The organism is Mesorhizobium captivum (genome assembly GCF_033977165.1).
Lineage (GTDB): Bacteria > Pseudomonadota > Alphaproteobacteria > Rhizobiales > Rhizobiaceae > Mesorhizobium > Mesorhizobium captivum.
This window is the reverse complement of sequence record NZ_JAVIJB010000028.1, coordinates 66722-79838: the sequence shown is the minus strand read 5'-3', so window position 1 is coordinate 79838 and position 13117 is coordinate 66722. Positions and strand designations below refer to the sequence as shown.

The window sequence follows — 13117 nt, the reverse complement described above, 5'->3', positions numbered from 1 at the left end:
TCATGGCCGTTACCGTATCTCCGGAGCGTGACGTGGTCGTCCCTCCCATGCAGCGCGCCATACGCGAAGCCCTCTATGCCGGCGCAATCGCGCTTGGCCTGTTCGTGCTGTTCATCGGGCTCAGGACCGATCAGAACATCAGCAACGAGCTGATCCTGGTGCAGCGCTGGGGTCTGCTTGCCCTGGTGGTCGTCGCCGTCGCCGCCGGGCGCTTTCTCTATGTCGCCTATGCGGTTCCGGCGATCGAACGGTCAAGGGCCGAAAAGGCTAAGGCGCCCGCGGTCGCGGCGGAGCCCGGCTTCGTGCGGCGAAACTTCAACAAGATCGGCGTCACAGTGCTGATCCTCTACCCGGTCGCAATGGTGCTCGCCTTCGGCTTCCAGGGTTCGCTGAAGTGGGTCGACAATTTCGGCATCCAGATCCTGATCTATGTGATGCTGGCCTGGGGGCTCAACATCGTCGTCGGGCTGGCCGGCCTGCTCGACCTCGGTTACGTTGCCTTCTATGCGGTCGGCGCCTATGCCTACGCGCTGCTCGGCACGCATTTCGGCCTGTCGTTCTGGATCCTGCTGCCGGCCGCCGGCGCAATGGCCGCCTTCTGGGGCGTCATGCTCGGCTTCCCGGTGCTGCGGCTGCGCGGCGACTATCTGGCGATCGTGACGCTCGCCTTTGGCGAGATCATCCGTCTCGTGATCATCAACTGGCGCGAGGTGACCAACGGCTCGGCCGGCATCTCGGGCATCCCGAAAGTCTCCCTCTTCGGGCTGATGTCGTTCAACGTCTCGGACCCGAACTACATCGCCAAGGTTCTGGGCATTGCCCAGTCGGGTGCCTACTACAAGATCTTCCTCTACTACCTGATCCTGGGGCTTTGCTTCCTCACCGCCTTCGTCACCATCAGGCTTCGCCGCCTGCCGGTGGGCCGAGCCTGGGAAGCGCTGCGCGAGGATGAGATCGCGTGCCGCTCGCTCGGCATCAACACCACCACCACCAAGCTGACCGCCTTCGCCACCGGCGCCATGTTCGGCGGTTTCGCCGGCGCGTTTTTCGCCGCCCGACAGGGCTTCGTCAGCCCTGAATCCTTCGTCTTCCTGGAATCGGCGATCATCCTTGCCATCGTGGTGCTAGGCGGCATGGGCTCGCTCGGCGGCATCGCGGTGGCGGCGCTGGTGATGATCGGCGGCACCGAGATCCTGCGCGAGCTCGGCTTCCTCAAGGCGGTGTTCGGGCCCGATTTCACGCCGGAGCTCTACCGCATGCTTTTGTTCGGCATGGCCATGGTCATCGTCATGCTGTGGAAGCCGCGCGGCTTCGTCGGCAGCCGGGAACCGACGGCCTTCCTGAAGAAGCGAAAAGCGGTCTCAGGCTCCTTCACCAAGGAGGGCCACGGCTGATGGACGCGCAAGCTCCCTCCAACAATTTCATTCTGCAGGTCGAACACCTGTCGATGAAGTTCGGCGGCCTGGTCGCCATCGGCGACCTGTCCTTCCAGGCCAGGCGCGGCGAGATCACCGCGCTGATCGGTCCGAACGGCGCCGGCAAGACGACGGTGTTCAACTGCATCACCGGCTTCTACAAGCCCACCGAGGGCATGATCACGCTCAACAAACGCGACGGCTCGACCTATCTGCTCGAGCGCCTGCCCAATCACGAGATCCCGGCGCGCGCCAACGTGGCGCGCACCTTCCAGAACATCCGACTGTTCTCGGGCATGACGCTCTTGGAGAACCTGCTGGTCGCCCAGCACAACAAGCTGATGAAGGCCTCAGGCTACACCTTCCTCGGCCTGTTCGGCTTCCCGACCTATCGCCAGGCCTCGGCCGAATCGATCGATCTCGCCAGGCACTGGCTGGAGAAGGCCGACCTCGTCGACCGCGCCGACGATCCGGCCGGCGACCTGCCCTACGGCGCGCAGCGGCGGCTGGAGATCGCGCGCGCCATGTGCACCGGGCCTGAGCTGCTTTGCCTCGACGAGCCGGCAGCCGGCCTCAACCCGAAGGAATCGGCCTCGCTCAACGCGCTCCTGAACGATATCAAGGACAACACCGGCACCTCGATCCTGCTCATCGAGCACGACATGTCGGTCGTCATGCAGATCTCCGACCATGTCGTCGTGCTCGAATATGGCCGCAAGATCTCCGACGGCAATCCGCAGTCGGTCCGGACCGACCCGCGAGTCATCGCCGCCTATCTCGGCGTCGACGACGAGGAGGTCGAAACCGTGCTGACCGAAGTCGGCGACGAGGATGTGATCGAACAGCTAGATACCGGCCCCGACTCTGCGCATGGTCCGGGCAATTCCGCTTCGATGATGGCGGGGCCGGTTTCCGATAGTGTCGAACATGCGGATGAGGGCGAGCGGGTCACGGTGTCGAAAGGCGCCTCGAAGGCGGCTCAGGTCGATGCGCGCGCCGCATCGGTCGCCAGCAAGCCCACCGCAGCAGCCAAGCCGGCCGCGAAGCGGGGCACGGCGAAAGCAGCGCCGAAGAAAACGGCCGCCAAGGCTCCGGCCGCAAAGGCCGACAGCGCTTCGAAGGGCAAGGAAGCGGCGGCTAGGCCCCCAGCGGGCAAGCGTGGAGGGCGTAAATAATGGCCGGCACAACGCTGCTCGATATCAAAGGCGTGCAGACCTACTACGGCAACATCCGGGCGCTGAACGGCGTCGACGTCAACGTCAACCAGGGCGAGATCGTGGCGCTGATCGGCGCCAACGGCGCCGGCAAGTCGACGCTGATGATGACCATCTTCGGCGCGCCGCGCGCTCGCGCCGGCACCATCACCTTCGCCGGCACCGACATCACCCAGATGCCGACGCACGAGATCGCGCGGCTGCGCATCGCCCAGTCGCCGGAAGGACGCCGGATCTTCCCGCGCATGACGGTGATGGAAAACCTGCAGATGGGCGCCAGCATCGACAACCTCAAGCATTTTGACGAGGATGCCGAGAAGGTGTTCGCATTGTTCCCGCGGCTCAAGGAGCGCATCGCCCAGCGCGGCGGCACGCTGTCGGGCGGCGAACAGCAGATGCTGTCGATCGGGCGCGCACTGATGGGGCGGCCGAAACTGCTTCTGCTCGACGAGCCGTCGCTGGGCCTCGCGCCGCTGATCGTCAAGCAGATCTTCGACGCCATCCGCGCACTGAACAAGACGCAGGGGCTGACCGTGTTTCTGGTCGAGCAGAACGCCTTTGGCGCGCTCAAGCTCGCCGATCGCGGTTACGTCATGGTCAACGGCAATGTGACGATGAGCGGCACCGGCAAGGAGTTGCTCGCCAATCCGGAAGTGCGCGCCGCCTATCTCGAAGGCGGGCATCACTAAGAGAGGTCTTCATCATGCAGGGTATTCTCTACGAAGAGGCTTCGATCTGGCACTTTCTCTTCGTCACCGGGTTGCTCGGCGGCGGGGCCGCATGGATGACCGGCAAAGCAGTGGCCCAGACTTGGGGCACCCACTTTCGCCTGTTCCTGTACATGCTCGGCCTCGGCATCGCGGTAAGGTTCATCCATCATGCCTTGTTCGAAGGCACGATGTTCTCGCTGCACTACTATATCGTCGACACCATCGTGCTGATGATACTGGGCTTCCTCGGCTATCAATACACGCGCACCAACCAGATGGTCACGCAGTATAATTGGCTCTACGAAAGAGCTTCCTTATTGAGCTGGAAACCGAAAGGTTGAGGTTCATGCTTAACGTCGTTTCAGGGATGAATCGGCGTGACAAGTGCCTGAAAATCGGCATTCTATGCTTTCTGCGATAAGGGTGGGCATCGCATGAAAGTATCATCCACGCCCACTCCGTAAATGGGAGCGTTTCAATGAAAAAATCACTTTTGTCCGCCGTGGCGCTGACCGCGTTCATCGCGTTCAGCGGCAGCGCGTGGGCCGACATCCTGATCGGCGTCGCCGGCCCGATCACCGGTCCGAACGCCGCCTTCGGCGCGCAGTTGCAGAAGGGCGCGGAACAGGCGGTCGCCGATATCAACGCGGCCGGCGGTGTCAACGGTCAGCAGTTGAAGCTCGAGGTCGGTGACGACGTCTCCGATCCCAAGCAGGGCATCTCGGTCGCCAACAAGTTCGTCGCCGACGGCGTCAAGTTCGTCGACGGCCACTTCAACTCGGGCGTGACCATTCCTGCGTCGGAAGTCTATGCCGAGAACGGCATCCTCGTCATGACGCCGGCGGCGACCAATCCGAAGCTCACCGAGCGCGGCCTGTGGAACACCTTCCGTACCTGCGGTCGCGACGACCAGCAGGGCAAGGTGGCGGGCGACTATATCGCCAAGAACTTCAAGGACGCCAAGATCGCCATCATCCACGACAAGACGCCTTACGGTCAGGGTCTCGCCGACGAGACCAAGAAGAACCTGAACGCCAACGGCACCAAGGAAGTCATGTATGAAGGCGTGAACGTCGGCGATAAGGACTTCTCGGCCCTCATCGCCAAGATGAAGGAAAACGGCGTCACCCTGATCTACTGGGGCGGCCTGCATACCGAAGCCGGCCTGATCATCCGTCAGTCGGCCGACCAGGGCCTGAAGGCGCCGCTGTTCTCGGGCGACGGCATCGTCTCCAACGAGCTGGCCTCGATCGCCGGCGACGCCGTTGCCGGCACGCTCAACACCTTCGCTCCGGATCCGCGCAAGAATCCGGCCGCCAAGGAAGTGGTGGAGAAGTTCCGCGCCGCCGGCTTCGAGCCGGAAGCCTATACGCTCTACTCCTATGCCGCCATCCAGATCATCTCTCAGGCCATCGCCAAGGTCGGTTCGGCCGACGATGCGCAGAAGGTGGCCGACACGATCAAGTCCGGCGGTCCGTGGAAGACGGCCATCGGCGAGATCGGCTACGACTCCAAGGGCGACATCACCCGTCCGGACTATGTCGTCTACGAGTGGAAGAAGGGCGAAGACGGCAAGTACAGCTACTTCGAGAAATAAGCCGGCAAACAGAAGCCGACTTTTTGGATGCCCGGCGCTCAGCGCCGGGCATTTTTGTTGGCGGACGCTTGCGTCCGGTCGACCAAGCGTTCCGCTATTAGGACAATCTGAAAAGTCTTCCTGAACCGCTTGCGGGACGACAGCGAGGGTTTTGGCGCAAACAAACGATTTAAATCGGTTTAAGTGTCGCGCGATTTTGTTTGCGCTGCAGCATTTTCACGCTAATCATTGCCCCGTTCATCTCACCTTCCGCTACTGGAGCCCAGTCCTTGGCAATCACGAAGATCCTCGTCGCCAACCGGTCCGAAATCGCCATCCGCGTCTTTCGCGCGGCCAATGAACTGGGCCTCAAAACCGTGGCGATCTGGGCGGAAGAGGACAAATATTCGCTGCACCGCTTCAAGGCCGACGAAAGCTACCAGGTCGGGCGGGGGCCGCACCTCAACAAGGACATGGGACCGATCGAAAGCTATCTCTCGATCGACGAAGTGATCCGCGTCGCCAGATTGTCGGGCGCCGATGCGATCCATCCCGGCTACGGCCTGTTGTCGGAAAGCCCGGAATTCGCCGAGGCCTGCGCTGCCGCCGGCATCACCTTCATCGGGCCGAAACCGGAGACGATGCGCCGGCTCGGCAACAAGGTCGCGGCGCGCAACCTGGCGATCGAGGTCGGCGTGCCGGTGGTGCCGGCCACCGATCCGCTGCCCGACGACATGGAGGAGGTGAAGAAGCTCGCCGCGAAAATAGGCTATCCGGTGATGCTGAAGGCCTCGTGGGGCGGCGGCGGCCGCGGCATGCGCGCCATCCGCTCGGAGGCCGACCTCGCCCGCGAGGTGATGGAAGGCAAGCGCGAGGCCAAGGCCGCCTTCGGCAAGGACGAGGTCTATCTCGAAAAGCTGATCGAGCGCGCGCGCCATGTCGAGGTGCAAGTGCTCGGCGACACACATGGCAATGCCGTGCATCTGTTCGAGCGCGATTGCTCGATCCAGCGCCGCAACCAGAAGGTCGTGGAACGCGCGCCGGCGCCCTATCTCAGCGAGGATCTACGCCAGGAGCTTTGCGGCTATGCGTTGAAGATCGCGCGCGAGACCAGCTATATCGGCGCCGGTACGGTCGAGTTCCTGCAGGATGCCGATACCGGCAAGTTCTACTTCATCGAGGTCAATCCGCGCATCCAGGTCGAACACACGGTCACCGAAATGGTGACCGGCATCGATATCGTGAAGGCGCAGATCCACATCCTCGACGGCTTCGCCATCGGCACGCCGGAATCGGGCGTGCCGATGCAGAAAGACATCAGGCTCAACGGCCACGCGCTGCAGTGCCGCATCACCACCGAGGATCCGGAGCACAATTTCATTCCGGATTATGGCCGCATCACCGCCTATCGCGGCGCCACCGGCTTCGGCATCCGCCTCGACGGCGGCACCGCCTATTCGGGCGCTGTCATCACCCGCTTCTACGATCCGCTGCTGGAAAAGGTGACGGCCTGGGCGCCGACCCCGGCCGAGACGATCGCCCGCATGAATCGGGCGCTGCGCGAATTCCGCATCCGCGGCGTCGCCACCAACCTCACTTTCCTCGAAGCGATCATCAATCACCCGAGCTTCGCCGACAATTCCTACACCACCAAGTTCATCGACACGACACCGGAGCTGTTCCAGCAGGTGAAGCGGCAGGACCGCGCCACCAAGCTGCTCAATTATCTGGCCGATGTCAGCGTCAACGGCCATCCGGAGACGCGCGGACGGCCGGTGCCCAAGGCCGATGCCGCCGCACCTGTCGTGCCCTATCTCAACGGCAAGGTGCCGGATGGCAGCAAGCAGCGGCTCGATGCGCTCGGGCCTCAGAAGTTCGCGGCCTGGATGCGCGAGCAGAACCAGGTGCTGGTCACCGACACGACGATGCGCGACGGTCACCAGTCGCTGCTCGCCACCCGCATGCGCACCTATGACATAGCCGGCATCGCCGGCGCCTACGCGCGGGCGCTGCCGCAGCTCCTGTCGCTGGAATGCTGGGGCGGCGCCACCTTCGACGTCGCCATGCGCTTCCTCACCGAGGATCCGTGGGAGCGTCTGTCACGGGTGCGCGAAGCCGCGCCCAACCTTCTGCTGCAGATGCTGCTGCGCGGCGCCAACGGCGTCGGCTACACCAACTATCCCGACAATGTCGTGCAGCATTTCGTCAAACAGGCGGCCGCCGGCGGCGTCGACCTGTTCCGCGTCTTCGACTGCCTGAACTGGGTCGAGAACATGCGCGTCGCCATGGACGCGGTGGGCGCCGAGGGCAAGCTGATCGAAGCGGCGATGTGCTATACCGGCGACATCCTCGATCCGGCACGCGCCAAATACGACCTCAAATACTATGTCGGGCTGGCGAAGGAGCTGGAAGCGGCCGGCGCGCATATCATTGCCGTCAAGGACATGGCGGGTCTCCTGAAACCCAGTGCCGCACGCGTGCTGTTCAAGGCGCTGCGCGAAGAGACCGATCTGCCGATCCATTTCCACACGCACGACACCTCCGGTCTCTCGGCGGCGACGGTACTGGCGGCGGTGGAAAGCGGCGTCGACGCTATCGACGCGGCGATGGATTCCTTCTCCGGCAACACCTCGCAGCCATGCCTCGGCTCGATCGTCGAGGCACTCAAGGGCACCGGGCGTGACCCCGGCCTCGATCCGCAGTGGATCCGCCACATCTCCTTCTACTGGGAAGCGGTGCGCAACCAGTACGCCGCCTTCGAAAGCGACCTCAAGGGGCCGGCCTCGGAAGTCTATCTGCACGAGATGCCTGGCGGCCAGTTCACCAATCTCAAGGAGCAGGCGCGCTCGCTGGGGCTGGAGACGCGTTGGCACGAGGTGGCGCAGGCCTATCACGACGTCAACCTGATGTTCGGCGACATCGTCAAGGTGACGCCGTCCTCCAAGGTGGTCGGCGACATGGCGCTGATGATGATTAGCCAGGACCTCACCGTTGCCGATGTCGAGAACCCGGCAAAGGACATCGCCTTCCCGGATTCGGTAGTCTCGATGCTGCGCGGCGATCTCGGCCAGTCGCCCGGCGGCTGGCCGCAAGCGCTGCAGAAGAAGGCGCTGAAGGGCGAGAAGCCGATCGCGGTCAGGCCAGGCTCGCTGCTCAAGCCGGCTAACCTCAAGGCCAGCCGCAAGGAGATCGAGGAGAAGCTCGAACGCAAGCTCACGGAGTTCGAGTTCGCCTCCTGGCTGATGTATCCGAAAGTCTTCACCGACTTTGCCGCAGCGCAGGAGACCTACGGCCCTGTCAGCGTCTTGCCGACGCCGACCTATTTCTACGGCATGAAGTCGGAAGACGAGATCTTCGTCGACATCGAGAAGGGCAAGACCCTGGTGGTACGCTGCCAGGCGTTCGGCGATGTCGATGAAAAGGGCATGGTCACCGTCTTCTTCGAGCTCAACGGCCAGCCGCGCCGCGTCAAGGTGCCGGACCGCGCGCATGGCGCCTCGGCCGCCAAGGCGCGGCGCAAGGCGGAGCCGGGCAACGAAGCGCATATCGGCGCACCGATGCCGGGCGTGGTTTCCGCTCTTGCCGTCGCCGCCGGCCAGGCGGTCAAGGCGGGCGACGTGCTGCTCTCGATCGAGGCGATGAAGATGGAGACCGCACTCCATGCCGAGCGCGACGGCGTTGTCGCCGAAGTGCTGGTCAAGGCTGGCGACCAGATCGATGCGAAAGATCTGCTGATCGCTTTTGGGTAAGGTGTGCCGATATTCAGGTGAGGCCGGCCTGCAAATGGAGGCTTCCTGCGCTTCCGGTGCTCACGTACTTTGAGTACGCTCCGCTCCGGTACTCGGAATCCACCATTTTCGACTCGGCCTGACCTGAATCTCAACACACCTTAGGGTGCCGCGGCCTTTCATGCCGCATCGATAATGTCTTGACCCGCCGTGCCTGCTCGGGCATCGAACGCGCTCCAATTTTGCCGGGGCGGGAATCGCCGTGGCGCAAAAACGCGGAGAGAAAAATGGCCGACGAGATCACCGAGACCAGCCAGACTGTAGCCGCCGGCCAGCTGCGCGCCATTATCGAGCGCATCGAGCGGCTCGAGGAAGAAAAGAAGACGATTTCCGACGACATCAAGGACGTCTATGGCGAGGCCAAGGGCACCGGCTTCGACACCAAGGCGATCCGCACCATCATCCGGCTGCGCAAGAAGGACCAGGCCGAGCGCCAGGAGGAGGAGTCCATCCTTGATCTCTACAAGGCCGCGCTCGGCATGGTGTAAGTCTCATGGCCGGGGCCGGCCATGAGTGAGTTCGACTTCGGCGGCCGCCGCGCTTCGGAGTTCCGCCATCGCGGCTTCTGGGCGCTGTTCGCCGAGCGGCATCCGGAAGAAAGGGCCCGGTTGGCGCGACGCGGGCCGTGGTTCTGGCAGCGTGGAATGCCCGAGTTCGGCCTGGTGCTTTCCATGTATGTCGCGCCCAGCGAGAATGTGGTCGGCGTCTTCTTCGGCCGCAATGAGAAGCTCGGCGCGACCGGTGTCTGGACACGGCTGAAGCCTTTCCAGCCGGCGATCGAGGCGCGGCTGAAGCTCAGGCCGGAGCAGAGCGCGCAGAACCTCGGCATCAATTCGCAGTGGCGGGTCAACTGTTTTGCCGAGGACAACTGGCCGGCCATGGCCGACTGGCTGGTGACGGAATGCTCGCGCTTCGAGCGCGCTGTTCTCGCGGTCCTGGAAGACGAATCCCGACTTTAGAGCGGTTCAGCTTTCGATCGGATCGCTGACCCCGCACATTCCGGAACTTCAATTCGGCCGCGGCTGGTCGCGACCGATCTCTTCCAGGTGCTGCTTCAGGGCCAGTTGATCCAGCGAGCCTATCGGCAGGTTGATAAACAGGCCGATCCGGTTGTTGAGCATGCGATAAGCGTCCGCGAAAGCGAAATGCCGCTCGGCGTCCGTGCCGGCGGCCCTGGACGGATCCGGCACTGTCCAAAGTGCCGTCATTGGATGACCGGCCCAGACGGGACAGCTTTCGTTCGCCGTGCTGTCACAGAGTGTAAAGACGAAGTTCATTTCCGGCGCGTCGGGCCCTGAAAACTCATCCCAGCTCTTCGAGCGGGCAAAGGAGGTATCGTAGCTCAGGCTTTGCAGCAGCTGGATGGCATAGGGGTTGATGCTGCCCCTGGGACGCGCGCCGGCCGAATACCCCTTGAATCGGCGGGCTCCGACCCGATTGAGAATGGCTTCGGCCATGATCGAGCGAGCCGAGTTGGCATTGCAGAGAAAGAGAACGTTGTAGACATGATCACTCATTTGGGACCCCTCCATTCCGGACTCTGCCAATGACTGACCGGTGATGCGGATCGCGCATCGCGGCCACTCGAACATTGATGGCAGATTTTCCTGTCACATTCGCGTGAGATCTCGCGGGGCCTTGCTTTGCCGACGGTGTTCGGCATCTTCGGCGTTGTGTGAGCGCAGGCGAGGCTGACAAATGGACGATTCGCATCCGGCCGGGACTGCGTCCGGCAAGATTGCCCGCCTGGCGAGCTTCTTTCGCGCGTGCTGGCGGGGCGAGATGTCGCTCGACCGGTTGTTCTGGCGCGACATGCTGCTTGTCGGCACCGCGATCAACATCGCTTCCTCGGGGGTGGCGCTCGTTCTGCTCGGGTTGAAGCTGCCGCTCTGGCTGGTTCTTACGGTGCATCTCCTGCCGGTGCCCTACAACATCTTCCTCGCCCTCGCCGTCTGGCGAACGGCGGAGAAGACAGGCGGCGCCAAGGCATCGATGATGATGTTGGGCTCGGCGCTCTGGCTGATTGCGACGGTCATTGCCTGACCGGCGCTCGGTGCCGCGCAGAAAAAGGGCGGCCGAAGCCGCCCTTTCCGAAGCTATGACGGGGTTACCGGTCAGGCCGCCGGCTCGAACCGCAGCGCCACGCCGTTGATGCAGTAGCGCAAGCCGGTCGGTGGCGGGCCGTCCTCGAAGACATGGCCGAGATGACTGCCGCAGCGCGAGCAATGGCATTCGGTGCGGACCATGCCGTAACTGCGATCGACGGTGGTTTCGATCGAGTCGGGCACCGGGTCGTTGAAGCTCGGCCAGCCTGTGCCGCTCTCGAACTTCAGCTTGGATTCGAACAGCGGCTGGTCGCAGCCGACGCAGAAGAAGGTGCCGGCGCGCTTCTCGTAGAGCAGGGCGCAGCTTCCGGGACGCTCGGTGCCGTGGTTGCGCATGACGGCATACTGCTCCGGCGTCAGCCGGGCGCGCCACTCGGCATCGGTGCGGGTGACGGGATAGGCGTGGGTGTCCATGAAATCTCCTCGGCCTTGGCGGCTCGTTGTTGGTTGGCAGCCTATATTCGCGCAAACATAGGCATTTGTTACAACTATATTCAGGTCAGGCCGGCCTGCAAATGGCGGCCTCCTGCGCTTCCGGTGCTCACGTACTTCAAGTACGCTCCGCTCCGGTTATCGGACGCCACCATTTTCGACTCGGCCTGACCTGAATCTCAGCCGTCCAGACAGCGGATCAATGTTTCCTCGAAAGCTGCTTCGTCGCGGCCTCGAGCCCGGCCAATGTCAGCGGGAACATGCGACCGCCGAAAATATCGCTGATCATCGCGACGGAATGGGTGTAGCGCCAGTTCTTCTCGGCCTCCGGGTTCAGCCACACCGCGTTCGGCCATTGCTGCAACAGCCGCCCGAGCCAGACGCTGCCGGCCTCCGGATTCCAGTGCTCGACCGAGCCGCCGGGATGCACGATCTCGTAAGGGCTCATCGAGGCGTCGCCGACGATGATGACCTTGTAGTCAGGCCCGTATTTGTGGATGAGGTCGAAGGTCGGGATCGTCTCGGCAAGCCGGCGGCGATTGTCCTTCCAGACGCGCTCGTAAAGGCAGTTGTGGAAGTAGAAATATTCGAGTTGGCGGAATTCGGCGCGGGCGGCCGAGAACAGTTCCTCGACACTTTTGATGTGATCGTCCATCGAGCCGCCGACATCGAAGAACATCAAGAGCTTCACCGCGTTGCGGCGCTCGGGGCGCGTCTTGAGGTCGAGATAGCCATGCTCGGCGGTCGCATGGATTGTGCCGGGCAGGTCGAATTCCTCCTCCGCGCCCTCGCGCACCCAACGCCGCAGCCGCTTCAGCGCCACCTTGATGTTGCGGGTGCCGAGTTCGACCGCGTCGTCAAAGTTTTTGAACTCGCGCTTGTCCCACACCTTCACCGCGCGGCGATGGCGGCTTTCATGCTGGCCGATGCGCACGCCTTCCGGATTGTAGCCATAGGCGCCGAAGGGCGAGGTGCCCCCGGTGCCGATCCATTTCGAGCCGCCCTGGTGCCGACCCTTCTGCTCCTCCAGCCGCTTCCTCAGCGTCTTCATCAACTTGTCGAAACCGCCAAGCGCCTCGATCAGTTTCTTCTCCTCGTCGCTCAGGTGCTTTTCCGCCAAACGGCGAAGCCATTCCTCGGGGATGTTGGCGACATCGACGGCGTCCGGTCCGGCGAGCGCCTCGACGCCCTTGAAGACATGGGAAAAGACCTGGTCGAAGCGGTCGATGTGGCGCTCGTCCTTCACCAGGGCCGAGCGCGCGAGGTAATAAAAACCCTCGACGTCATAGTCGACCAGCCCCGCTTCCAGGCCTTCCAGCAGCGACAGGTATTCTTTGAGCGAAACGGGAACCCGCGCGGCCTTCAGTTCGAGGAAGAAGGGGATGAACATTGCCCTTATAGCAGATCGTACTCGATGAAGCCCGTGCGGCGCGCGACGCGGTCGTAGAGCCGGCGCGCGGTGGCGTTGGTTTCGTGCGTCATCCAGTAGACGTTCTTCACACCGATCTTGCCGGCTTCGTCCTGCACGGCTTTGATCAGGGCAGCACCCACGCCCTTGCCGCGCACGTCCGGGTCGGCGAACAGGTCCTGTAGGTAGCAGTTGTTGACCGGCGACCAGCAGGAGCGATGGTAGAGGTAGTGGGTCAGGCCAACGGCCTTGCCGTCGAGCGTCGCGATGAAACCTTTCGGTTCGAATTCGCCCGCCGTGAACAGGCGCTTCCAGGTGACGTCGTAGACCTCTTCCGGCAGCTTGGTCTCATAGAAGGTGAGATAGGCGGTCCACAGCTGGCGCCATTCGGCGTGATCGGACTGCGCCAAGGGGCGGACGGTGATCTCGGTCATTTTCTCCTCCAATGCTTTGGAACCGAAGCTGCGCT

12 protein-coding genes and 1 pseudogene are annotated in these 13117 nt (G+C 63.1%); 9 read left to right on the top strand and 4 right to left on the bottom strand.

Features of this window, described 5'->3' with window-relative positions; translation table 11 throughout:
- Nucleotides 1-2: 2 nt before the first annotated feature.
- The 8 genes and pseudogenes from livM to RFM40_RS22490 all read left to right on the top strand — a co-directional run bounded on the left by livM (nt 3) and on the right by RFM40_RS22490 (nt 9662).
- Nucleotides 3-1394, top strand: a complete 1392-nt coding sequence (gene livM, locus RFM40_RS22525; protein ID WP_320221582.1) for a high-affinity branched-chain amino acid ABC transporter permease LivM — start codon at nt 3-5, stop codon at nt 1392-1394.
- Nucleotides 1394-2572 (top strand): annotated as a pseudogene (locus RFM40_RS22520) (ABC transporter ATP-binding protein); the annotation flags it as partial. The gene livM and the pseudogene RFM40_RS22520, both read left to right, overlap by 1 nt.
- A 17-nt stretch (nt 2573-2589) precedes the next feature.
- Nucleotides 2590-3318: an ABC transporter ATP-binding protein gene (locus RFM40_RS22515; RefSeq protein WP_320221581.1), complete on the top strand. Its 729-nt coding sequence runs from the start codon at nt 2590-2592 to the stop codon at nt 3316-3318.
- 14 nt (nt 3319-3332) lie between these two features.
- Entirely contained in the window at nt 3333-3680 is a 348-nt protein-coding gene (locus tag RFM40_RS22510; protein ID WP_320221580.1) for a DUF6867 family protein, read from the top strand.
- A 137-nt stretch (nt 3681-3817) separates the two neighbouring features.
- A complete protein-coding gene (locus RFM40_RS22505) occupies nt 3818-4936 on the top strand; it encodes a branched-chain amino acid ABC transporter substrate-binding protein (protein WP_320227588.1) in 1119 nt (372 codons plus the stop codon).
- Between the two features lie 269 nt (nt 4937-5205).
- Nucleotides 5206-8664 carry a pyruvate carboxylase gene (gene pyc, locus RFM40_RS22500; RefSeq protein ID WP_320278256.1) on the top strand — a complete coding sequence of 1153 codons (3459 nt, stop codon included), beginning with the start codon at nt 5206-5208 and terminating at the stop codon, nt 8662-8664.
- 266 nt (nt 8665-8930) lie between these two features.
- On the top strand, nt 8931-9191 hold the full coding sequence (locus RFM40_RS22495) for a DUF2312 domain-containing protein (protein ID WP_095804728.1): 261 nt from the start codon (nt 8931-8933) through the stop codon (nt 9189-9191).
- Between the two features lie 21 nt (nt 9192-9212).
- A complete protein-coding gene (locus RFM40_RS22490; protein ID WP_320278255.1) occupies nt 9213-9662 on the top strand; it encodes a hypothetical protein in 450 nt (149 codons plus the stop codon).
- Nucleotides 9663-9710: 48 nt separating this feature from the next.
- Here the strand turns inward: RFM40_RS22490 and RFM40_RS22485 are convergent, their stop codons facing one another.
- Nucleotides 9711-10220 (bottom strand): arsenate reductase ArsC, encoded by a 510-nt coding sequence (locus RFM40_RS22485; RefSeq protein WP_320278254.1) that lies wholly within the window; start codon nt 10218-10220, stop codon nt 9711-9713.
- Between the two features lie 181 nt (nt 10221-10401).
- Between RFM40_RS22485 and RFM40_RS22480 the strand changes: the two genes are divergently transcribed.
- Entirely contained in the window at nt 10402-10746 is a 345-nt protein-coding gene (locus RFM40_RS22480; RefSeq protein ID WP_320227591.1) for a hypothetical protein, read from the top strand.
- 71 nt (nt 10747-10817) lie between these two features.
- Here the strand turns inward: RFM40_RS22480 and msrB are convergent, their stop codons facing one another.
- From msrB to RFM40_RS22465, 3 genes are all read right to left on the bottom strand, one after another.
- On the bottom strand, nt 10818-11222 hold the full coding sequence (gene msrB / locus RFM40_RS22475; protein WP_320227592.1) for a peptide-methionine (R)-S-oxide reductase MsrB: 405 nt from the start codon (nt 11220-11222) through the stop codon (nt 10818-10820).
- Between the two features lie 217 nt (nt 11223-11439).
- Entirely contained in the window at nt 11440-12630 is a 1191-nt protein-coding gene (locus RFM40_RS22470) for a vWA domain-containing protein (protein ID WP_320272448.1), read from the bottom strand.
- 5 nt (nt 12631-12635) lie between these two features.
- Nucleotides 12636-13082, bottom strand: coding sequence for a GNAT family N-acetyltransferase (locus tag RFM40_RS22465; protein ID WP_320227594.1), 447 nt, complete (start codon nt 13080-13082; stop codon nt 12636-12638).
- Between the last annotated feature and the right edge of the window lie 35 nt (nt 13083-13117).

What these genes read in the sequence shown, in the direction of transcription:
- livM (WP_320221582.1), top strand. Translation starts at nt 3, where the DNA reads ATGGCCGTTACCGTATCTCCGGAGCGTGACGTGGTCGTCCCTCCCATG.
- RFM40_RS22515 (WP_320221581.1), top strand. Translation starts at nt 2,590, where the DNA reads ATGGCCGGCACAACGCTGCTCGATATCAAAGGCGTGCAGACCTACTAC.
- RFM40_RS22510 (WP_320221580.1), top strand. Translation starts at nt 3,333, where the DNA reads ATGCAGGGTATTCTCTACGAAGAGGCTTCGATCTGGCACTTTCTCTTC.
- RFM40_RS22505 (WP_320227588.1), top strand. Translation starts at nt 3,818, where the DNA reads ATGAAAAAATCACTTTTGTCCGCCGTGGCGCTGACCGCGTTCATCGCG.
- RFM40_RS22495 (WP_095804728.1), top strand. Translation starts at nt 8,931, where the DNA reads ATGGCCGACGAGATCACCGAGACCAGCCAGACTGTAGCCGCCGGCCAG.
- RFM40_RS22490 (WP_320278255.1), top strand. Translation starts at nt 9,213, where the DNA reads ATGAGTGAGTTCGACTTCGGCGGCCGCCGCGCTTCGGAGTTCCGCCAT.
- RFM40_RS22485 (WP_320278254.1), bottom strand. Translation starts at nt 10,220, where the DNA reads ATGAGTGATCATGTCTACAACGTTCTCTTTCTCTGCAATGCCAACTCG.
- RFM40_RS22480 (WP_320227591.1), top strand. Translation starts at nt 10,402, where the DNA reads ATGGACGATTCGCATCCGGCCGGGACTGCGTCCGGCAAGATTGCCCGC.
- msrB (WP_320227592.1), bottom strand. Translation starts at nt 11,222, where the DNA reads ATGGACACCCACGCCTATCCCGTCACCCGCACCGATGCCGAGTGGCGC.
- RFM40_RS22470 (WP_320272448.1), bottom strand. Translation starts at nt 12,630, where the DNA reads ATGTTCATCCCCTTCTTCCTCGAACTGAAGGCCGCGCGGGTTCCCGTT.
- RFM40_RS22465 (WP_320227594.1), bottom strand. Translation starts at nt 13,082, where the DNA reads ATGACCGAGATCACCGTCCGCCCCTTGGCGCAGTCCGATCACGCCGAA.